This is a genomic window from Protaetiibacter intestinalis (assembly GCF_003627075.1).
GTDB lineage: Bacteria > Actinomycetota > Actinomycetes > Actinomycetales > Microbacteriaceae > Homoserinibacter > Homoserinibacter intestinalis.
In genome coordinates this window covers 1,656,458-1,678,172 of the sequence record NZ_CP032630.1, presented here as the reverse complement: position 1 = coordinate 1,678,172, position 21,715 = coordinate 1,656,458, and the positions used below count along the sequence as shown (strand labels likewise).

The following is a 21,715-nucleotide window of genomic DNA, read 5'->3' as shown; positions in this document are numbered from 1 at the left end:
TCGGTTTCTCGCCCCATTCCCCGGGTTTAGGGCCAGAAACCGACCACTCAGCGAATGAACTGGAGGGCTGGATGCCGTTCGTCGCGGGGGTCGACTCGTCGACCCAGAGCTGCAAGGTCGTGATCCGGGATGCCGACACGGGCGCCGTCGTGCGCACGGGCCGCGCCTCCCACCCGGCGGGCACCGAGGTGCCCCCCGCCGCGTGGTGGGACGCCCTGCAGACCGCCATCGCGGATGCCGGCGGACTCGACGACGTCGCCGCGATCTCGGTCGGCGGGCAGCAGCACGGCATGGTCGTGCTGGATGCCGAGGGCCGCGTCATCCGCGACGCCCTGCTCTGGAACGACACTCGCTCGGCGCGGGCCGCGCGCGACCTCATCGAGGAGTTCGGCGCCGCCGAGCTCGCGCGCCGCACCGGCTCGGTGCCGGTGGCCTCGTTCACGGCCACCAAGCTGCGCTGGCTGCGCGACGCGGAGCCCGAGAACGCCGCGCGCGTCGCGGCCGTCGCCCTCCCCCACGACTGGCTGAGCTGGCGCCTGCGCGGCTACGGCCCCGCCGACGAGAGCCCCCTCGGGCCGGTGCTCGAGGCGCTCGCCACCGACCGCTCCGACGCCTCCGGCACGAGCTACTGGAGCCCCGCGACGGGCGACTACGACCGCGAGCTGCTCGTCGCATCCCTCGGCCACGACGCCGTGCTGCCGCGCATCGCCGGCCCTGGCGAGTCGATCGGCGAGACCGTCGCGCTGCCCGGCATCCCGGCGGGGATCCTCGTCGGTCCGGGCGCGGGCGACAACGCCGCGGCCGCCCTCGGCCTCGGCGCCGTCGCGGGCGACGTCGTCGTCTCGATCGGCACGAGCGGCACCGTCTTCGCGGTGACCGACCGCCCGATCGCCGACGAGACGGGCACCGTGGCCGGCTTCGCCGACGCCTCGGGCGTCTACCTGCCGCTCGTCGCGACGCTCAACGCGGCCCGCGTGCTCGACAGCGTGAGCCGCCTGCTCGGCGTCGACCACGACGCCCTCGGCGAGCTGGCCCTCGCGGCCGAGCCGGGATCCGCGGGCCTCGTGCTGCAGCCCTACTTCGAGGGCGAGCGCACCCCCAACCTGCCGGACGCCACGGCGACCCTCTTCGGCATGACGCTCGCGTCGACGACGCGCGAGAACCTCGCGCGGGCCGCAGTCGAGGGGATGCTGTGCGGCCTCGCCGACGGACTCGACGCCGTGCGGCGCCTCGGCGTCACCGCCGCCCGCGTGCTGCTCGTGGGAGGCGCCGCCGCCAACCCGGCCGTGTCGCGCGTCGCATCCGAGGTCTTCGACGCGGCGGTCGTCGTGCCGGAGCCCGGCGAGTACGTGGCGCTCGGCGCGACCGTGCAGGCCGCGTGGGCGCTCACCGGCAGCCGCCCGGCGTGGACCGTCGCGACCCTCGCGCGCCTCGACGCGTCGACGGTCCCGCTCATCCGGGAGCAGTACGCGGCGCACGCGGCCACGGCGTAGCCGGACGCGACAGTCCGTCATCTGGGCGTCGTCGTCCGACACAATCGGCAACGCACCGATACCTGCGGTCACCGCGGTTCATCCAAGATGCGGATGCGCGTGCACCAGGGGTAGGAATTCGGGGTGCCTCCGCTCGGAGGCGTCCACGACCCTCCCACCACCTGGAGTACCGCATGTCGTCCACGACCCCGACCGCCCGAATGCGACTGCGCGCCGCAGCAGCGGCCGCAGCCCTCGCCGGCTTCGCCCTGCTGGCGTCCGGATGCTCGGGGCCCTCGCAGGCGGCCACCGCGGGCGACGAGCCCGTCCGAGGCGGCGACCTCATCTATCTCGATGCAGAGATCCCGTTCGGTGCCCAGCTGCAGGAGTCGGGCGCCTGGCAGGATCGCGGATTGTTGCAGAACCTCACGGACCGCCTCGTCTACCGCAACCCCGACACCGATGTATTCGAACCGTGGCTCGCCGAGAGCTGGACGGTGAGCGACGACGGCCTACGGTACGACTTCGTCATCCGCGACGGTGTCACCTACTCGGACGGCTCGCCGCTCGATGTCGACAACGTCAAGCGCAACCTCGAGTTCCAGGTCTTCGGCCAGCCCGACAAGGCGATCGCCCCGAACGCGACCTTCCCGCATGAGGCGACCGTCACCACCGACGAGGCGAGCCGGACGGTGACCGTGACGCTGCCGACGCCCTACGCGCCGTTCCTCGGTGCTCTCACCGCATGGGGCGCCGGGCTCATCTCGGACTCGACCCTCGACCTCTCCCGAGAGGACCAGCTGCAGTACACGAAGCTCGTCGGGACGGGTCCGTTCGTCGTCACGAGCGAGGTATACGGCAAGGAGATCGTGCTGAGCCGGCGCGACGGCTACGCCTGGGCGCCACCCAGTTCGCCCAACCAGGGCGAGGCCTACCTCGACACCGTCACCGTCATCCCGGTGACCGAAGACAGCGTGCGACTCGGAACCCTCCGCTCGGGGCAGGCCGACCTGCTGCGGTACGTGCAGCCGAGCGAGGAGCAGGCGCTCGCCGATGACGGCTACCAGGTCATCGCCAAGAGCGGCGTCGGCCTCTCCAACCAGTGGATCTTCCAGCAGACGGCGCCGTTCCTCGATGAGTCGAAGGTGCGCCAGGCTCTCGTCGCCGGCACCGATCGGCAGCAGATCCTGAAGGACATCTACACCGACAACTGGCACGTCGCGACGAGCGTCCTGAGCCCCGGCACCTTCGGGTACGTGGATCTCGGGGACGAGCTCGCCTTCGACCCCGACCATGCCGATGCTCTGCTCGACGAGGCCGGCTTCACCGATAGGGATGCGGACGGCTACCGCACCCGAGACGGCGAGCGCCTCTCCATCACAACCTTCGTCGACGTCTACGACATCAGCGCCAAGCCGCTCTTCCAGGCCATCCAGCACCAGTGGAAGGAGCTCGGGGTCGAGCTCGTCATCGGCGAGATCGACTACTCGTCCTATTGGCAGACGGCGTTCTCCGACCCCAGCACGGGCGTGCTGCGCGTCGGGTGGCCTCACCCGGATCCGGTGGGTCTCAACGAGTACTACGACAGCGCCAACTGGAACCCGCTCAGGGTCGACGACCCGAAGCTCGACGAGCTGCTGCGGGCCGAACTCGTGGCGACGGACGACACCACGCGCGCCGCGGAGCTCGCCGACGTTCAGCGCTACCTCGTGGAGAACGCCTACGTGCTCCCGCTCTTCGATGACAGCCAGGTCTATGTGGCGCGCGACCGCGTGCACGGCTTCTTCCTCACCGACGGGGCGCTGCCGACCTTCCAGGCGACCTGGGTGTCGTGATGGGCCGCACGCGGTTCGTGGTGGCGCGCAGCGCGCAGGCGCTGCTCGTCATCGCGCTCTCCTACACGCTCGTGTTCTTCACCCTGTTCGTGCTGCCGGGCAACCCCATCGAGAACAAGCTGACGAACCCGCAGAACCCGCTTCCGGAGTCGGCCGCGGGCCCGCTCATCGCCTACTACCACCTCGACAAGGCGCCGATCGAGCAGTTCCTCATCTCGGTGCAGCGGCTGTTCCAGGGCGACTGGGGATACTCGCTCACCAACGGCAAGCCCGTCACGGATCTGATCGGCCAGGGTCTCTCGAACTCGGCGCCGCTCGCCCTGCTCGCGCTGCTGTTCACCGCGGTGCTGTCGCTCGGGATCGCGCTGCTCGCGGTTTTCGGACCGCGCCGGCTTCGCGGATTCGCGCGGCTGCTGCCGCTCGTGTTCCTGTCGACGCCGAGCTTCCTCGTGGGGTTCCTGTTGCTGTTGGTGTTCTCCTTCCAGCTCGGCTGGATCTCGTCCATCCGGGACGAGGGGTTCGTGACGCTCATCCTCCCCGCGGCCACCCTCGCGATCGGCGTGAACGCCCCGATCACGCAGGTGCTCATCACGGGTCTCGACCGCGCCGCGGGCGAACCCTTCGTCACCGTGCTCCGCGCCCGCGGGGTCTCCGAGGCCGGCATCGTCGGGGGCCATCTCCTCAAGAACGGGTCGATCCCCGCCGTGACACTCCTCGCCCTCACGGTCGGAGACATGCTCGCGAGCACGGTGGTCGTCGAGACCGTGTTCAGTCGCACGGGGATCGGGTTCATCACCCAGCAGGCGGTCCGCGACCAGGACACACCCGTCATCCTGGCGGTCGTGGTGCTGGTCTCGACGACGTTCGTCATCATCAACCTCGTGGCTGACCTGATCTATCCGTTCCTCGATCCGCGCATCAGCTACGCGACGCGACGCTCCCGCATCCGGGCGGCGCGACGCACCCGCGCGAAGACCCCGGAGGTGTTCGCATGACCGCCGTGCTGGATGCGACCACGCAGGCTGCGCCGATCCGCCTGCTGCGCCGCGCGACCGCGAACCTGCACGCCGTGGACGTGCTTGCGATCACCTTTGTCCTGCTGCTGCTCGTCGCCACGGTCGCCCCGTGGCTGCTCACGCCATACGACCCTCTCGTACCCGACGAGGCGGCGGTACTCGCTCCCCCGTCGTGGGCGCATCCCTTCGGCACCGACTACCTGGGACGCGACCTGCTCTCGCGCATCGTGCACGGCACCTCCCGCACCTTCTTCGGCTCGGCGGTCGCGGTGCTCATCGGGCTCGGCAGCGGAATCGTGCTGGGCCTTCTGGCAGCCACCCTCGGCGGAGCGGTGGACGCCGTGATCAGCAGGATCGTCGACGTGCTGCTCTCGATCCCCGGCCTCCTGCTCGCGATGGTGGTCGTCGTCTCGCTCGGCTTCGGCACCCTCAACGCCGCAATCGCTGTCGGGGTCTCGACGGTCGCGATGTTCACGCGTCTCATGCGATCGGAGGTGCTCACGATCAAGGGGCTACCGTTCGTCGAGGCGAGCCATCACCTGGGCGCGCGGCGCAGTTCGGTCCTCGTGCGTCACGTGCTCCCCAACTCGACGGCCGCCGTGCTCTCGCTCACCGCTCTGCAGTTCGGCAACGCGATCCTCTGGATCTCGGCCCTCAGCTTCCTCGGCTACGGTGCGCCTCCCCCGCAACCCGAGTGGGGCCTACTCGTCGCCGAGGGCAGGGACTACATGGTGTCGTCGCCGTGGCTCGTGCTCGTCCCGGGCGTGTTCATCACCGTCACGGTGGTCGCCATCAGCCGTATCAGCCAGATCGTGAAAGCGAGGATCGCCCGATGAGCGCCATCGAGCTCGACCACGTCACCATCGGATACCGCCGCACGCCTCGCGCGGATGTCGAGGCCGTCGTGCACGGCGTCTCGCTCGCCCTCGAACCCGCGAAGACGCTCGCACTCGTCGGGCAGTCGGGCTCCGGCAAGAGCACGATCGCCCATGCCGTCGCCGGGCTGCTCCCAGCCGTCGGCAGTATCACGGCCGGCAGCATCCGGGTGGACGGGCACGATGTGACCCGGTTCGGGCGCCGCGACTGGCGGCCGCTGCGTGGCCGCACCATCGGATTCGTCCCGCAGGACCCGCTCAGTTCGCTCGACCCGCTCCAGCGCATCGGACGGCAGCTGGGCTCGGTACTGCGTCTACACCGCGACCTTCCCCCCGGAGAGGTGCAGCGGGAGGTGGTGAGCCTGCTGGACCGGGTCGGCATCCGCGAACCCGAGAAGAAGGTACGCGCCTACCCGCACGAGCTCTCCGGCGGTCAACTGCAGCGCGTCCTCATCGCGGGAGCGGTCGCCGGCACCCCGCGCGTGCTGATCGCCGACGAGCCCACCTCGGCTCTCGATGTGACCGTGCAGCGCCGCATCCTCGACCTGCTCGGAGAGCTGCAGGACGAACTCGGCCTGTCGATCCTGTTCATCACCCACGACCTCGCGCTCGCCTTCGAGCGGAGCGACGACGTCGCCGTGCTCAACCACGGCCGCCTCCGCGAGCACGGTCCGGCCGTCGCCGTGCTCGGCAATCCGCGCGATCCCTACACCGTGCGCCTGCTCGCGGACGCGCCCTCGCTGAGCCCCGACCGTTACCTCGACCGGACCCGGCCGGCGGTCCGTCCGGAGCCGATCGTCGAGGTCGCCGGCCTCACCAAGCGGTTCGACCGGAACGAGACCCTCGCGCTCGACGCCGTGAGCCTTCAGCTGCGCGGCGGCAGTGTGCACGCCCTCGTCGGCGAATCCGGCTCGGGGAAGACGACCCTCGCCCGCATCGTCGCGGGGCTGACCGGGTTCGATGCCGGGACCGTGACGGTCGACGGCGTCGCACTGCCGACCGAGCCGCGCGCGACCAACCCATTCGCACGCCGACTGCAACTCGTCTACCAGAACCCGCTTGCCGCCGTGGATCCGCGGTATCCGATCGAGCGGATCATCGAGGAGCCCCTCCGCATCCACGGCATCGGCGACCGTGCCGCCCGTCAGACCGCCGTGCGCGAGATCCTCGACCGGGTCGCCCTGCCCGCATCCGTGCTCGGTCGACGTGCACGCGAGGTCTCGGGGGGTCAACGGCAACGGGTCGCCGTCGCCCGCGCGCTCGTGCTCGCACCCGACGTGCTCGTGCTCGATGAGCCGACCTCGGCGCTCGACGTCACCGTCCAAGCGCAGATCATCGAGTTGCTGCTCTCGCTGCAGGCGGAACAGGGGCTCAGCTACCTCTTCATCTCGCACGACCTGAGTCTCGTCCGCCAGATCGCGGACGAGGTCACCGTGCTGCAGCACGGCCGCGTCGTCGAGCACGGCAACGCGCGGACGGTGTTCGATCACCCGCGCGACCCCTACACCGCCGACCTCGTCGATTCCATCCCCGGTCGCGAACGCCACGAACTCCTCCTCGCCTGAAGGGCCACCATGTCCGACCCCAAGCGCCTCATCCTCAACCTGTTCGAGATGAACTGCGTGAGCCACATCACGCACGGTCTGTGGACGCTCCCCGGCAACAACCGGCACCGCTTCACCGACATCGAGTACTGGACCGAACTCGCCCGCATCCTCGAAGGCGGCGGCTTCGACGCGGTCTTCCTCGCGGACGTCATCGGCACGTACGACGTGTTCCGAGGTGGGCCCGAGACCGCCATCCGCGAGGGGCTCCAGATCCCCTCGAACGACCCGATGCTCGTCGTGCCGGCCATGGCCGCCGTGACCCGGGAGCTGGGATTCGGGATCACCTTCTCGACGAGCTACGAGCCGCCGTTCGCGTTCGCACGACGCATGTCGACCCTCGACCATCTCACCAAGGGACGGGTCGGCTGGAACATCGTCACCTCGTACCTTCCCAATGCCGCGCGCAACTTCGGTCATGACGACGAGATCGCACACGACGACCGCTACGCCCTCGCCGAGGAGTACCTCGAAGTGCTCTACAAGCTGTGGGAAGGCTCGTGGGATGACGATGCCGTGCTCGAGGATCGCGACGGCAAGATCTACGCCGACCCAGCGAAGATCCGCTACATCGATCACGTGAGCGAGCACCACCGCGTCGCCGGGCCGCATCTGGCATCTCCCTCCCGGCAGCGATCGCCGCTGCTCATCCAGGCCACCGCCTCGCCGCGCGGCATCGCCCTCGCCGGACGGCACGCCGAGCTCGTCTTCACCGGGGGACCGTCGCTCGAGGCGATCCAGGCGACGATCGCGGGCATCCGCGATGCCGCGGAGGCTGCGGGGCGCTCCCGCGAGGATGTGCGCTTCGTCGTCGGCGCGACGGTCGTCGTCGCGGCGACCGAGCAGGAAGCGCGCGCCAAACTCGCCGAGTTCGACCGGGAGGCGAGCCTCGCCGGCGTGCTCGCCCACTGGAGCTCGACGGTCGACTTCCTGTCCTACGACCGCGAGACGACCATCGGCGAGGTGCGACTGCGGGAGGGTAGCTCGGCCGAGCCCTTCCTCCGCGGTGCCGCGGATGAGCTCACCGTCGGCGAGTTCCTCGACACGATCGTGAGCTTCCACCGCGAGCCGTTCCTCGCCGTCGGTGATCCCGTCCAGGTGGCCGACGAGATCGAGCGCTGGCTCGACGAGTACGGCATCGACGGCATCAACCTCGTGCAGTACCACTCCTTCGGCACGGCGCTCGACTTCATCGAGCACGTGGTGCCCGAGTTGCGTCGGCGTGGCAGGCTGCGCCCCGGGTACTTCCCGGGCGAGACCTTGCGCGAGCGCGTCACGGGCGGCAGCGCCCGACTGCCCGACACCCATCCGGCGGCCCGGTTCCGCGGAGGCGCGAACCTCGACCGGGTCGCCCTCACGGAGAGGAGCGAACGATGAGCGCGCTCGCCGAACGCTTCGCGCCCGTGCTGCGCCGCATCGCGGACCGCGCGCGCGAGCACGAGCGGTCCGGTACCCGGCCGTACGACGAGGTCCGCGAGCTCGCGGACGCGGGGTTCGGTGCCGTGCGGCTGCCGCTCGATCGTGGCGGGGCCGGCGCCGGGGTCCGGGAGCTCTTCGAGCTCCTCATCGCCCTCGGCGAGGCGGACTCCAATCAGCCCCAGCTGTGGCGCAATCACCTGGCCTTCGTCGAGGACCGCTTGCTCGCGGGTTCCGCAGCGGACCCCGTCTGGGTCGAGCGGATCGCGGCGGGAGAGGTCTTCGGCGGCGCCTGGTCGGAGCTCGGCTCGAACGGGCTCGACAAGGTCGGCACGCGCCTGACCCGCGACTCCGACGGCGGCGTGCTCGACGGCACCAAGTACTACAGCACGGGCAGCATCTACGCGGACTGGATCAGCGTCTTCGCACTCGACCAGGACGCCGCCCCCGTCATCGCGATCATCCGCGCCGACGCTCCGGGGGTGACGCTCCTCGACGACTGGACCGGGGTCGGTCAGCGCCAGACGGGATCCGGCACGACCGTCTTCACCGGGGTGCAGGTCGCCCCCGAAGCGATCTACCACTTCGAGGAACGCGTGCTCTACCAGGAAGTGGTCTACCAGCTCGTGCTGCTCGCCTCCCTCGTCGGCGTGGGCAGGGCCGCGAGGGCGGAGCTCGTCTCGGCGGTGCGGGAACGTCGGCGCAACTACCCCCACGGCCTCGACCCGGAACCTCGGCGGGATGCGCAGTTGCAGGCGGTGGTCGGACGCGTCTCAGCGCTCGTCACAGCCGCCGAGGCCGTCGTCCTGCGGGCGGCAGGCCTCGTCGACCCCGTCGCCGACGCCCTCGCATCGGGTGCCGACCCCGCCTCGGAGGAGGTGCAGCGACTCGCGACCGAGGCCGCGATCGCGAGCTACGAGGCACAGGTCACCGTGACGGATGCCATCCTCGAAGCGACGACGATCCTGTTCGACGCCCTCGGCTCCTCCGCCGTGCTCGAGGAGGCGCAACTCGACCGGCACTGGCGCAACGCCCGCACACTCTCCTCGCACAACCCCCGCGTCTACAAGGCGCGCGTGGTCGGCGATTGGTTGCTCAACGACGCCAGTCCGCTGCGCATCTATGAGAGCGCCGACGAGCGTCGTACTCGCGAAGAAGCTGACGCGGCCGTCTAGCCTGAACCCATGACGGATGCCGTGCTGCTGACCGGCGGGGGCGACTTCGACGATCCGTGGCATCCGTTCCGTGCGACGGCGGCCCGCATCGCCCAGGTGCTCGACGGTCTCGGCGTGCGCACGACGATCGTCGACGGGGCGGCGGGGTTCGCGGATGCCGTCGCGGCCGGGCCGGACCTCGTCGTCGTGCAGGCGTCGAACGCCTACGAGCCGACGTCCGGCGACGACCTCGTGCTCGACGCGGTCGCCGCGCACCTCGCCGGCGGACGGCCGCTGCTCGCCGTGCACTCGGCGACGTGCCTCTTCGTCGACCGGCCCGAGTGGGCGGCGACGCTCGGCGGGCGCTGGGTGCCGGAGGAGAGCTACCACCCCGAGCTCGGCGAGGCGCACGTGCGACTCGAGCCGCATCCGATCACCGCGGGCCTCGTCGACGTCGAGGCCGTCGACGAGCGCTACACGGCGCTGAGCGTCTCGCCCGAGGTCGGCGTGCTCGCGTGGCACGAGGAGGCCGGCGCACGGCATCCGCTCGCCTGGACGCATCGTGTCGGCGGCGCGAACGTCGTCTACGACGCCCTCGGGCACGACGAGCGCTCCTACGACAGCCCGAGCCGGCGAGCCCTGCTCGAGCGCGAGGTGGGCTGGTTGCTCAGCCCAGCAGCCGCGCCGCCTCCTGCCGGGTCGTGACCGCGACAGGCTCGAGCAGCATCGTCGGGATCTCGCGTGCACCGTTGTCGGTCGTGACGCCCTGGGTGAGGGTCGGGCTGCTCCCCCGCACGACCTCGCGCACCATGCCGGCGACGGCCCGCGCGAGCTCGCGCGGGTCCTCGTAGACGGTCGCGGTCTGCGTACCGCCCGCGACGGCCCGCGCGCCGTCGAGCGTCGAACCGCCTCCCGTGAGCACGACGCGGAGCGGCGCGTCGTCGGGGTCGGGTTCCTCGGCATCCGGATCCGGAGCCCCCGTCGATGTGGGGGTCGGACTCGGCGTCGGCGTCGGGGTCTCGGTCGCGCCGCCCGCCGTCACGACCTCCATCCCGCGCGCGTCGAGCACCTCGGCGATCGCGGCGCTCATCGCGTCCGACGGCGAGAGCACCCCCGCGAGCGGCACGCCGTCGTCGAGCAGCTCGGCCACGCGCTCGGCCGCGATGTCCGGGTCGCCCCGCAGCACGGCCGCCCGCTCGAGGTCGGTGCGTTCCGACGGCACGACGATCGCCCCGCCGGCGAGGTAGGGGCCGAGCACCTCGAGCGCCCCCGCGAACGCGGATTGCGCGGCCGGGTCGTCGGCGGACCCCGCGATGAGCTCGACCGGGTAGCCGGCGCGCGAGGCGGAGTCGGGGTCGGCGAACCCGAGCCCGTCGAGCAGCGCCTGCGCCTGCAGGCGCCCGGACTGCGCGTGGTCGAAGGTCGCGAAGTAGTCGACCTCGGGCGCGTCGAGCACGAGGCGGTCGTAGGAGATGACGGCGACCGTCGGCTCGTCGGAGGCGGCGAGCTCGGCCGCGATCGCGGTCGGGTCGACGGGCGCGATGACGATCGCGGCGGGCGTGGCCTCGAGCGCGTCGCGCAGCTGACCGAGCTGCTCCGGGATGTCGTCGCCCGAGAAGCGCACCTCGACCGCGTAGCCGTCGCCCGCGAGCTCGTCGCGCAGCACCTCGGCGCTCGCGCCCCACACGTCGCCCTCCGAGCCGGGGAACAGCACGACGACGGGCGGCCCCGGAGGGGCGGGCGTGCATCCGGCGAGCGCCACAGCACCCGCCAGCACCACGCCCAGCCACGCCGCCCTCACGTGCCGAGCCTACGGACTAGACGGTGGCGAAGGCGCGCACCGGGAAGGTGCCGAAGCCCTCGACGGCGGGCGGGGCCGCCGTGAAGCGCGCGCCCGAGGGCGGCAGCTCGCCGAGGTTCGTGAGGTGCTCGACCACGTGGATGCCGGCCGCGAGCAGCCCGGTGTGGGCGGGGCGCGGTCCCTGCGGGGTGACCTCGTCGATGTTGAGCGAGTCGATGCCGACGAGCACGGCCCCCTGCTCGACGAGGTGGTCGACGGCGTCCGCCGCGAGGTAGGGGGCATCGGTGCCGTACGCGGGGGTGCCGAAGTGGCGGTCCCATCCGGTGTGCAGCAGCACGGCCTTGCCGCGCACCTCGCGGTTCCCCAGCACCGACGCCGGGATGCCGCGCGTCGCGAGGTCGGTGAGGTGGAACACCTCGGCGGGCAGCTCGACGAGGCTCGCCAGCTCGAGCCCGGCGAGGTCCGGCCCCTCCGCGTAGCGGTGGAAGGGGCTGTCGAGGTAGGTGCCGGTGTTGCCGATCATCGTGATGACGTCCATCGCGAACTCGGTGCCCGGCGCGTAGTGGCTGCGCGAGTCCTCCCGCGTGAGGTGCGGGGTGATGACGGGCGCCGGCAGCCCCGGGTAGGTCACCATCCCCGCGCGGATGCGGTGGCTGAGGTCGACGACGCGGGCGCCGGATGCGGTGTACTGCGGTTCAGGCATGGGCACGGAGCCTCCGGATGACGGTCACCGAGACGGCGACGAGGGCGAGGACGAGCGGGACGACGAGGTGGCTCCAGGCGAGCACGAGCAGCGCCGCGGTGAAGACGACCGAGACGACCGCCATCCACCAGCCGACGCTGAACCGGGCGAGCAGCCGCACCGCCGCGAGCATCCCCATGAAGTACAGCGACACCATCGAGGCGGTGTGGATGAGGATGAAGGTCTGCAGTTCGAGGCCGAACGCGAAGAACACCGTCGCGTAGCCGAGGTTGAGCACCGCGACGAGCGCGATCGCCCGGCGCGGCACGGCGCCCGCCTCGCCGCCCTTCGCGAACCAGCGCGGCAGGTGGCCGTCGCGGCCGAGGGAGGCCGCGAGGTTGGCGAACGCGGGCACGTAGGCGTTCAGCACCCCGAGCACGATGACGGTCGCGATGCCGCCCACCACGGCCGGGCCGAAGTCGGGCCAGTTGATGGCGACGAGGTCGATGAGCGGCACCTCGCTGCGCGCGCCGCCGGAGCCGAAGACGCCGACCGTCACCACCTGCAGCGAGAGGTAGGCGAGCCCGACGACGGTCATCCCGACGACGGTCGCCCAGATGATGGTGCGCCGCGGGTTGCGGAACTCGTGGGCGATGTGGGTGATGGCCTCGCCGCCCGCGAAGGCCCAGACGAAGAGGCTGATGGCGAGGCCGACGCCCGTCCAGCCGTGCGGCAGGAACGGCGCGTAGTTGGCCGCCTGTACGGAGGGGGCGGCGCTCGCGATGGCGCCGATGACGACCGCGACGAGCAGGCCCGAGAGCCCCAGCTGCACGGCGCCCGAGATCCGCAGCCCGAACAGGTTGAGCACGAGGGATGCCACCAGGAAGCCGATGCTGATGACGGGCGCCCAGCCGCGGTCGAGGCCGAGCGCCGCCGAGAGGTATGAGCCGCCGAGCGCCGCGACGACGGGTGCGCCGAAGCCGACGCCGAACAGGAACCAGTACCCGGTCACGCGCGCGGCCGTGTCGCCGAGGGCGAGCCGCACGAAGGTGGCGACGCCGCCGCCGTCGGGGTAGCGCCCGGCGAGTGCGGCGAAGGTGCCCGCGAGCGGGATCGACAGCACGAGCACGATCGCGACGGCGAGGATCGACGCCGGCCCCGCGGCATCCACCCCAAGCCCCGGCAGCACGAGGATGCCGGTGCCGAGCACGGCCGCGATGTACAGCGCGGATGCCGTGGGCAGCCCGAGGCGCCCGTGCGCCGCGGGCGGCGCGGGCATCGTCGTGGTCGATCTCTCGCTCATGTCCTCATCCTGTGCTGGCACGAATGGAACGTCCAGCGATTTTCCGCCACCCCACCCCCACATCCCGACATTTCGTTCGGGAGGACGACACGCCGCATCCGGGCGCCGAGCACCACGCGCACCGGCGCGTCATCCTCCCGAACGAAGAGTCAGACGCGGTCGAGGGTATCGAGCACATCCGACACGAGGTCGGAGGCCCCCTCGATGCCCACCGAGAGCCGCACGATCGCGGGCGACACCTCGAGCGCGGTGCCGCGCACGGAGGCGTGGGTCATCTCGGAGGGGTAGCAGACGAGCGACTCGACGCCGCCGAGCGACTCCGCGAGCTGGAACAGCTGCGTCGACTCCGCGAAGCGCCGCGCGGCCGCCTCGTCGTGCAGCTCGACCGACAGCATGCCGCCGAAGGAGCGCATCTGCCGCGCCGCGAGCTCGTGCCCGGGGTGCTCGGGCAGCCCCGGGTAGTACACGCGCGCGAGCTTCGGATGCCCGACGAGCGCCTCGGCGAGCGCCTGCGCGTTCGCGGAGTGCCGGTCCATGCGCACGTGCAGGGTCTTGATGCCGCGCGTCGTGAGCCAGGCGTCGAGCGGGGCCGAGACCGCGCCCACCCCGAACTGGATGAAACCCACCTTGTCGGCGAGGTCCTCGCCGTCGACCTCGATGCCGCCGTTCAGCACGACCGCACCGCCGAGCACGTCCGAGTGCCCGCCGAGGTACTTGGTGGTCGAGTGCACGATCACGTCCGCGCCGAGCGCGAGCGGCTGCTGCAGGTACGGGGTGGCGAAGGTGTTGTCGACCACGACGAGCGCTCCGGCGGCGTGCGCGATCTCGGCGACGGCCGCCACATCCGTGATCTTCATGAGCGGGTTCGACGGCGTCTCGAGCCACACGACGCGCGTGCCCGGGCGGATCGCGGCGCGCACGGCATCCAGGTCGCCCATCTCGACCGTGTCGAGCCCGACCCCCCACGGCACGTGCACGCGGTTCACGAGCCGGTGCGTGCCGCCGTACACGTCGTTGCCCATGAGCACGTGGTCGCCCGGCTTCAGGATCGCCCGCAGCAGGCTGTCCTCGGCGGCGAGGCCGGAGGCGAAGCTGAACCCGCGGTCGGCCCCCTCGAGCGCGGCGAGCTGCTCCTCGAGCGCCGTGCGGGTGGGGTTGCCGCCGCGCGTGTACTCGTAGCCGTTCCGGAAGCCTCCGATGCCGTCCTGCACGAAGGTGGTCGTGAGGTAGACGGGCGGGATGACGGATCCCGTGGTCGCGTCGAACGGCTGGCCGGCGCGGATGGCCTGGGTGGCGAAGTCGTAGTCGCGGGCGGACTGGTCGGGGCTCATGGGGTGTCTCTCTGTGGTGCGGATGCGGGGCGCGCCTACTCGGCCAGGAAGGCGAGCAGGTCGTGCCGGGTGACGACGGCGGCGGGCTTGCCGTCTGCGGTGACGAGCAGTGCGTCGGCGTCGGCGAGTGCATCGCGGGCGGCGGCTACGGAGTCGTTCATGCCGATGAGCGGCAGGTTCGGGCCCACGAACGCGGCGAGCGCATCCGTCATCTGGGCGTCGCCGTGGAAGACGGCGTCGATGAGGCTCTTCTCGTCGATCGAGCCGACCACCTCGCCCATGACGACGGGCGGCTCGGCCGAGAGCACGGGCATCTGCGAGATGTCGAAGCGGCGCATCTTGTCGATGACGTGCCGCACGGTGTCGCTCGGGTGCACGTGCACGAGGCCGGCGAGCTCGGGCTCCTTGGTGCCGACGAGGTCGGCGACCGTCTTCTCGCCCTCGGCCGGCAGGAAGCCGTAGGAGCGCATCCACCGGTCGTTGAAGACCTTGCCGAGGTAGCCGCGGCCGCCGTCCGGCAGCAGGATCACCATGACGTCGTCGGGTCCGAGCTCGCGTGCGGCCTTCAAGCCGGACGCGACCGCGAGGCCCGAGGAGCCGCCGACGAGCAGCCCCTCCTCGCGCGCGAGGCGACGGGTCATGTCGAAGGATTCGGCATCCGACGACGCGATGATCTCGTCGACGACGGTGGGGTCGTAGGCGGTCGGCCAGAAGTCCTCGCCGACGCCCTCCACGAGGTACGGCCGGCCGGTGCCGCCGGAGTACACCGAGCCCTCCGGGTCGGCGCCGATCACGCGGATGCCGGGGTTCTGCTCCTTGAGGTACCTGCCGGCGCCCGAGATGGTGCCGCCCGTGCCGACGCCCGCCACATAGTGGGTGACGCGGCCGTCGGTGTCGCGCCAGATCTCGGGACCGGTGGTCTCGTAGTGGCTGAGCGGACCGTTGGGGTTGGAGTACTGGTCGGGCTTGAAGGCGCCCGGGATCTCCCGCGCGAGGCGGTCGGAGACGGAGTAGTACGAGTCGGGGCTCTCGGGCGCGACGGAGGTGGGGCAGACGACGACCTCGGCGCCGTAGGCCTTGAGCGTGTTGATCTTGTCTTCGCTCACCTTGTCGGGGCAGACGAAGACGCAGCGGTAGCCGCGCTGCTGGGCGACGAGCGCGAGCCCGATGCCGGTGTTGCCGGAGGTCGGCTCGACGATCGTGCCGCCGGGCTTCAGCTTCCCCTCGCGCTCGGCGGCGTCGATGATGCGCTGCGCGATGCGGTCCTTCGAGCTGCCGCCCGGGTTCACGTACTCGACCTTGACGAGCACGGTGGCCCGGATGCCGTCGGTCACCTTGCCCAGCTTCACGAGCGGGGTGTTGCCCACCAGATCGAGCACCGTCTCGGCGTATTTCATGGCTTCGAGCCTACCGGCGGCATCCCGTGTGTTACCGGGCCACCGGGCCGGGGCTGGCCGCCCCGACCCGGTCCTCGTCGCCCGTCAGCCGCGAGCGCCCCGCGGCCGTCGCCGGGTCACGGCGACGAGTCCGCCGCCCGCGAGCAACGCGAGCAGCGCGGACGCGGCGGCATCCCGCAGGAGCTCCCCCTCGGCACCGGTCGCGGCGAGCGCCGACACCGTCACCGCGACCCAGCCGATGACGGCGCCGTCGGCATCCTGCACCGCGAGGCGGTGCGATCCGGCCGCGATGTCGCTCGGGATGGTGAGCGAGATCGTGTCGCCCGTGGTGACGAGCTGCCAGCCGCCCAGCACGGTGGGCGTCGAGTACAGCACGCCCGCGACGTACTCGCCGCTGTAGCCGCTCGGCAGGTACACCGTGACGGTGTCGCCCGGGTGCAGCTGCGTCGAGGCGAGACGGATGCGGTTCTCGAGCTCCGGGGTGAGCGAGTCGGACCCCGCCGCCTCGGGCGCCGCGCTCGGCGGCGTGGGCTCGCCGGGCTCGGTCGGGATGACGATCACCGCCGGCCCGACGCTCACGTCGTCGAGGTACACCGTGCCGCTCGTGTCGGCGGTGTCGGACTGGGCGAGCATGAGCACCACCTCGGTCACGCTCGACAGCAGGGCGTCGCTCGGGCGCTCGCTCGCGGAGATCCCGGCCGGCCAGCCGGCCACGGCATCCGTGAACGGCAGGTGCACGTAGCCGGGTGCGGCGTCGCCCGCGAAGGCGTACTCGAGGTTCCAGAACGTGTCGTCGCTCTGGCCCGCAACGGGCCCGGTGCGGAACTGCACGATCACCTTCTGCGCGTGCCCGGCGGGGTCGAGCCAGAAGTTGACGCCGTCGAGGTCGACCCAGTTCTGGCCGCCCACCCAGCGCGCGACCTGCGTGTAGTTCTGCGACGAGAAGTCGTAGGAGTACGCCGTGGCTTTCGCACCCTCGCCGACGTGCTCGGTCTCGAGGCTCAGCTGGGCGGCATCGCCGCGGTTGTTCCAGCCGGCGCGCAGGGCGGCGTCGTCCGCGTAGCCTTCGAAGTCGTCGAGGGTGAACGCCGTGCCGGCCGGGTACTCGGGCTCGGTCGCCGTGCCGCCGTCGGCGCGGATGTCGTCGAGCCAGAAGGTGCCCGTCGCGGGGGCCGTCCCGGAGCTCTGAGTGGCCATGATGACGAACTCCTTGACGTCGGCGAGGTCGGCGTCGGTGGGGCGCAGCGCCGGGTCGAGGCCAGACGGCCAGCCGATCGTCGCGTCGGAGAACGGCAGGCTCACCTCCTGCGGGCCGTCGCCCGTGAGCGGATAGCCGAGGTTCCAGAAGGTGTCCTCCGCCTGGCCGGGCTGGGCCTTGGTGCGGAACTGGAACAGCAGCGTCTGCCCGGCATCGCCCGGGTCGACCCAGAAGCTCAGCTGCGTGCGGCCGGCCCAGTTCATGGGGCTCGTCCAGCGCGCGAGCTGGTTGTAGCCGTCGCTCGTGAAGTCGAACCCGAACGCGCCCGCCTGCTCGCCCGAGCCGACGTGGTCGGTGGCGAGGTCGAGCCGCAGCGCGGGGCTGCCGCGGTTCGCCCACGCGGCGCGCGCGGCGGTCGTCGACGCGTAGCTCTCGAAGTCCTCCACGACGACCGGCTCGCTCGAGGTGGGCGGCGCCTCGGGGTCGTAGTAGTCGCCGTCGCCGTCGGTGCGGATGTCGTCGATCACGATCGAGCCGCTCGCCGCGGTGGCGCCCGACTGGTTCAGGTAGATGCCGAACTTGCTGACGTCGGCGAGCCGCTCGGGGGTGAGCCGCGCATCCGGCAGGTTCTGCCAGGTGGGGGTGCGGAAGTCGGCGAAGGGGATGACGACCTCGCCCGGCGCGTCGCCCGCGAGCGAGGGGTAGCCCTCGAAGGCGAGCCCGCCTGCCGTGATCTGGATCACGAGCCGCTGGTCGGAGGCGTCGGGGTCGAGCCACAGGTGAAGTTCACTGTCGCCGGACCAGTTCTGCGTGGGCGAGTAGCTCTTGGTGAGGCCGAGGTAACCGCCCACCGCGAGGGAGTAGTCCATCTTCAGCGCCTGCGTGCCGCCCACCACATCCACGAGCGAGAAGGCCGACGAGGAGGTGTTCTGCGCCGTGTAAGCGGTACGCAACGCGGCGTCGTCGCCGTAGCCTTCGAAGTCGTCGATGACGCCGGGGGCGAGCTCGGGCGCCGCGCCCAGGGTGACGGTCGAGGTGGCGGTGAGCTCGTCTGCCCCGACGGTCGCGGTCGCGGTGAGGGTGACGGACGCGTTCGCGAGGTCGTCCTCGGCGATCGCCCAGCTCGCCGACCAGTAGCCGTCGCCGTCGAGGGCGAGCGTGTGCGGCGCGGTGTCGTCGGCGAGGCCCGCGACGGTGAACGAGGCGGCCGTCACGGCGCTGTCGTCGGCACCGGTCAGCTTGACCCGCACGGTGGCGGGCGAGGTGGCGACCCGCGAGCCGCTCGCGGGGGTGACGATGCGGATGCCGAGCTCGGCGGCCGCAGCCGTCGCGGTGCGCGTGTGCACGTCGCCCGGCAGCTCGCTCGCGAACACCGTGTACGGGTCGTCGTAGTAGTCCGCGAAGTCCTGCGCCATCTCGTGCCCGACCGGCGGCACGTAGATCTGCCCGCCGCCGAAGTTCGCCCAGGTCAGCATGAACGCCACCCGCTTCGCCTTCGCGTCGGCGGTGAGTCCGGCGAGCAGGTCGGTGAAGTAGTTCAGGCTCTTGTTGCCGCTCGGGCCGATGGTGCGGTCGCCGTTGCGGCCGAACTCGGTGAAGGCCGAGATCTTGCCGTGGGCCGCCGCGAGGTCGGTGACCATCGCGAGGTCGGTCACGGCGGAGGCGATCCAGGTGTCGGAGTTCTCGGGCGCGTTGGAGTTCTCGTAGGAGTCGTAGCCGAGCACGTCGACCCAGGCGTCGCCGGGGTAGGTCTCGAGGTAGCGCGCCGCGTCGCCGTCGAAGGTGCCGTTGGGCGAGAAGGCGTAGAGCAGGTTGTGCACACCCTTGACGTCGCGCAGGTACTCGACGGTGTAGCGGAAGATCTCCTTGTACTCGCCGGCGGTCGTGTTGGCGGCGCCCCACCAGAACCACGAGCCGGTGTTCTCGTGGAAGGGCCGGAAGATGATGGGCACGAGCGATCCGTCGCCGCGCTCGGCGGCGTTCGCGGCGCGCGCGATGAGGTCGAGGTAGGCCCGGAAGTCGGCGTTGTGGTCACCGCCGGGGAGGATGGACGCCACGACCCGGCCGGTGAGGTCGGCGTAGTTGCCCCCGGTGATGAAGTTGCGCATGTGGGCGCTGAGCGTCGGGATGGCGCCCTCGGCATCCGCGGCGACGAAGGCGGCGCCGAGCAGGTCGGCGTTCTGCTCGGGGGTGTTGCTGGAGACCCCGGGGCGCTCGCCGCCGTCGATCGTCAGGGTGTCGAAGCCGAACACGGCGGGCAGGTCGCCCGTCACGTCCTGCACGTCGGAGGGGGTGGCGGTGCCGGTGCCCACCTTGTAGTCGGTCGCGTGCTGCTGGCCGAAGAGCACCCCCTGCCCCTGCTGGTCGCGCAGGTACGCGAAGAGCGAGCGGGTCTCGGCGGTCGCGCCCGTGTCGGCGATCGCCACCTCGGTGGGGGCGGGCGCCGCGGCGGCGGACACGGCGCCGGCGAGTACGAGCGCCGCCGCGACACCTCCTGCGAGGGTGGACAGGATGCGGGTACGGATGACTGTGGGTGACATCTGGTTTTCTCCGTTGAAAGCCGGCTGCGGGGTGCCGGAGCGCTGCCTCGCGCTCGGCTCCGGTCACGCTATTGGACGGAGAGGGATTAAGTAAAGCGCTTTAGGAAAGTTGCCGACGACAACATTGCCGGGGGTCCTGCGCACTCACTCGCCGGGGGCGACGACCGCGGATGCCGAGAGCTGCTCCGCGAAGAGTCGCGCGTACTCGCCGCCGCGCGCGAGCAGCTCCGCGTGCGTTCCCGACTCGACGATGCGGCCGGCCCGCACCACGTGGATGACGTCCGCGTCCACGACGGTCGACAGGCGGTGCGCGATCGCGACCGTCGTACGGCCGCGGGAGGCCTCGTCGAGCGCGCCCTGCACGATGCGCTCCGAGACGGTGTCGAGCGCGCTCGTCGCCTCGTCGAGGATGAGCACGGCCGGGTCCTTGAGCAGCACACGCGCGATCGCCACGCGCTGCTTCTCGCCACCCGAGAGCCGGTAGCCCCTCTCCCCCACGATCGTGTCGTAGCCGTCGGGGAACGACGCGATCGTCGCGTGGATGTTGGCCGAGCGGCACGCGGCCTCGAGCTCCTCGTCGGTGGCGTCGGGCTTCGCGTAGCGCAGGTTCTCGGCGATCGTGGCGTGGAAGAGGTAGGTCTCCTGGCTGACGACCCCGATGTGGTCGACGAGGGCCGCGTGCCGGAGTTGCCGCACATCCGTGCCGGCGAAGAGCACGGCGCCCTCGCTCGCCTCGTAGAGCCGCGGCACGAGGTAGGAGACGGTCGTCTTGCCGGCCCCCGAGGGGCCGACGAACGCGACGTACTGCCCGGGCTCGATGTGGAACGACACGTCCTGCAAGGTGCCCGGGGCGTCGGGTGCGGCATCCGGATACCGGAAGGTCACCGCGCGGAACTCCACCTCGCCGAGGCGCGCGACGTCCACCTCGGCCGCGTCGGGCGCATCCGTGATCGCCGGCACCAGGTCGAGGTACTCGAAGATGCGCGCGAACAGCGCCCGCGAGGTCTGCAGGTCGAGCGCCACCCGCAGGAGGCCCATGAGCGGGAACATGAGCCGCGCCTGCACGGTCGTGAAGGCGACGATCGTGCCCGCCGTCACCGGGATCTCGTGCAGGATGAGCCACGCCGCCACGAGGTACACGACCGCCGGCACGACCGACATGAACACCCCGACGACCGCGAAGAACCACTGCCCCGACATCTGTTGCCGCACCTGCAGCACGATCTGGCGATCGTTCTCGCCGGCGTAGCGCGCGATCTCGGCGGGCTGGCGGTTGAAGGTCTTGGCGAGCAGGATTCCCGACACCGAGAGGGTCTCCTGGGTGATCGCCGTCATCTCCGACAGCGACTCCTGCGTCTGCGTGGCGATGCGCGCCCGCACCTGGCCGACGCGGCGCTGGGCGAGCACGAGCACCGGCAGCAGCACGACCGCGACGACCGTCAGCTGCCAGCTGAGCAGCAGCATCGCGACGAGCGCGCCGATCACGGTCACGGTGTTGCCGACGACGCTCGAGATCGTGTTGTTGAGCACGGAGGCGACCCCGCCCACGTCGTTCTGCAGCCGCGACTGGATGACGCCCGTCTTGGTGCGGGTGAAGAAGCCGAGCTCCATCGCCTGCAGGTGGCTGAACAGCCGCACCCGCAGGGCGCCCATGACCGAGTTGCCGACCTTCGCCGTGAGGTAGGTCTGCCAGACGCCGAGCGCGGCCGACACGAGCCACAGCAGCACCATGGCGCCGACGAGCCACAGCAGCACCGGCACATCCGGGGTTCCGGATGCCGGGAAGAGCCCGTCGTCGAAGGCGCGCTGGGTGAGCAGCGGCGGCAGCACCCCGAGCCCCGCCGAGACGAGCACGAGCGCGATCGTCGTGACGAGCTCGACGCGGTACGGCCGGAACAGCTCGCCGATGCGCCGCAGCAGGTGCGGGATGCGCGGCGCCGAGGCGTTCTCGGCCCGCTGCACCTCGGCATCCCGGTTGCCGACCCCGCGGCCGCCTCCGCCACCGCGGCCGCCACCCATGCTCATGGCACGAGCCTACGTTCGGGAGGACGACACGCCGCTCCCGTGGCCCCATCGAGCCGCCTCACGGCG

At 71.4% G+C, this 21,715-nt stretch carries 15 protein-coding genes; 8 read left to right on the top strand and 7 right to left on the bottom strand.

Features of this window, described 5'->3' with window-relative positions:
* Window positions 1-71 precede the first annotated feature (71 nt).
* The 8 genes from xylB to D7I47_RS07905 all read left to right on the top strand — a co-directional run bounded on the left by xylB (window position 72) and on the right by D7I47_RS07905 (window position 10,077).
* Window positions 72-1,493 (top strand): xylulokinase, encoded by a 1,422-nt coding sequence (gene xylB / locus D7I47_RS07940; protein WP_120762536.1) that lies wholly within the window; start codon window positions 72-74, stop codon window positions 1,491-1,493.
* A 173-nt stretch (window positions 1,494-1,666) separates the two neighbouring features.
* Complete coding sequence (locus tag D7I47_RS07935; RefSeq protein WP_120762535.1) at window positions 1,667-3,307, top strand: ABC transporter substrate-binding protein; 1,641 nt, start codon at window positions 1,667-1,669, stop codon at window positions 3,305-3,307.
* Entirely contained in the window at window positions 3,307-4,302 is a 996-nt protein-coding gene (locus D7I47_RS07930; protein WP_193726422.1) for an ABC transporter permease, read from the top strand. The genes D7I47_RS07935 and D7I47_RS07930 overlap by 1 nt, the downstream gene beginning before the upstream one ends.
* Window positions 4,299-5,159, top strand: a complete 861-nt coding sequence (locus D7I47_RS07925) for an ABC transporter permease (protein ID WP_120762534.1) — start codon at window positions 4,299-4,301, stop codon at window positions 5,157-5,159. The genes D7I47_RS07930 and D7I47_RS07925 overlap by 4 nt, the downstream gene beginning before the upstream one ends.
* Window positions 5,156-6,763, top strand: coding sequence for a dipeptide ABC transporter ATP-binding protein (locus D7I47_RS07920; RefSeq protein WP_120762533.1), 1,608 nt, complete (start codon window positions 5,156-5,158; stop codon window positions 6,761-6,763). Before D7I47_RS07925 ends, D7I47_RS07920 begins: the two co-directional genes overlap by 4 nt.
* A 9-nt stretch (window positions 6,764-6,772) precedes the next feature.
* Window positions 6,773-8,179: an NtaA/DmoA family FMN-dependent monooxygenase gene (locus D7I47_RS07915; RefSeq protein WP_120762532.1), complete on the top strand. Its 1,407-nt coding sequence runs from the start codon at window positions 6,773-6,775 to the stop codon at window positions 8,177-8,179.
* Complete coding sequence (locus D7I47_RS07910) at window positions 8,176-9,393, top strand: acyl-CoA dehydrogenase family protein (RefSeq protein ID WP_120762531.1); 1,218 nt, start codon at window positions 8,176-8,178, stop codon at window positions 9,391-9,393. Before D7I47_RS07915 ends, D7I47_RS07910 begins: the two co-directional genes overlap by 4 nt.
* A 9-nt stretch (window positions 9,394-9,402) precedes the next feature.
* The gene (locus D7I47_RS07905; protein WP_120762530.1) at window positions 9,403-10,077 is read left to right on the top strand and encodes a ThuA domain-containing protein; all 675 of its coding nucleotides are present in this window, start codon (window positions 9,403-9,405) and stop codon (window positions 10,075-10,077) included.
* Here the strand turns inward: D7I47_RS07905 and D7I47_RS07900 are convergent.
* From D7I47_RS07900 to D7I47_RS07870, 7 genes are all read right to left on the bottom strand, one after another.
* Window positions 10,040-11,173, bottom strand: a complete 1,134-nt coding sequence (locus tag D7I47_RS07900) for a substrate-binding domain-containing protein (protein WP_120762529.1) — start codon at window positions 11,171-11,173, stop codon at window positions 10,040-10,042. The genes D7I47_RS07905 and D7I47_RS07900 overlap by 38 nt on opposite strands.
* 16 nt (window positions 11,174-11,189) lie before the next feature.
* Window positions 11,190-11,876: a cyclase family protein gene (locus tag D7I47_RS07895; RefSeq protein ID WP_120762528.1), complete on the bottom strand. Its 687-nt coding sequence runs from the start codon at window positions 11,874-11,876 to the stop codon at window positions 11,190-11,192.
* Window positions 11,869-13,158, bottom strand: a complete 1,290-nt coding sequence (locus D7I47_RS07890) for an APC family permease (protein ID WP_157981672.1) — start codon at window positions 13,156-13,158, stop codon at window positions 11,869-11,871. Before D7I47_RS07890 ends, D7I47_RS07895 begins: the two co-directional genes overlap by 8 nt.
* Before the next feature lie 149 nt (window positions 13,159-13,307).
* Complete coding sequence (locus tag D7I47_RS07885; RefSeq protein WP_120762526.1) at window positions 13,308-14,489, bottom strand: cystathionine gamma-synthase; 1,182 nt, start codon at window positions 14,487-14,489, stop codon at window positions 13,308-13,310.
* A 35-nt stretch (window positions 14,490-14,524) separates the two neighbouring features.
* A complete protein-coding gene (locus tag D7I47_RS07880) occupies window positions 14,525-15,886 on the bottom strand; it encodes a cystathionine beta-synthase (RefSeq protein WP_120762525.1) in 1,362 nt (453 codons plus the stop codon).
* 84 nt (window positions 15,887-15,970) lie between these two features.
* Complete coding sequence (locus D7I47_RS07875; RefSeq protein ID WP_120762524.1) at window positions 15,971-19,624, bottom strand: glycosyl hydrolase; 3,654 nt, start codon at window positions 19,622-19,624, stop codon at window positions 15,971-15,973.
* A gap of 144 nt (window positions 19,625-19,768) precedes the next feature.
* The gene (locus D7I47_RS07870) at window positions 19,769-21,649 is read right to left on the bottom strand and encodes an ABC transporter ATP-binding protein (protein WP_405083422.1); all 1,881 of its coding nucleotides are present in this window, start codon (window positions 21,647-21,649) and stop codon (window positions 19,769-19,771) included.
* Window positions 21,650-21,715: the final 66 nt, after the last annotated feature.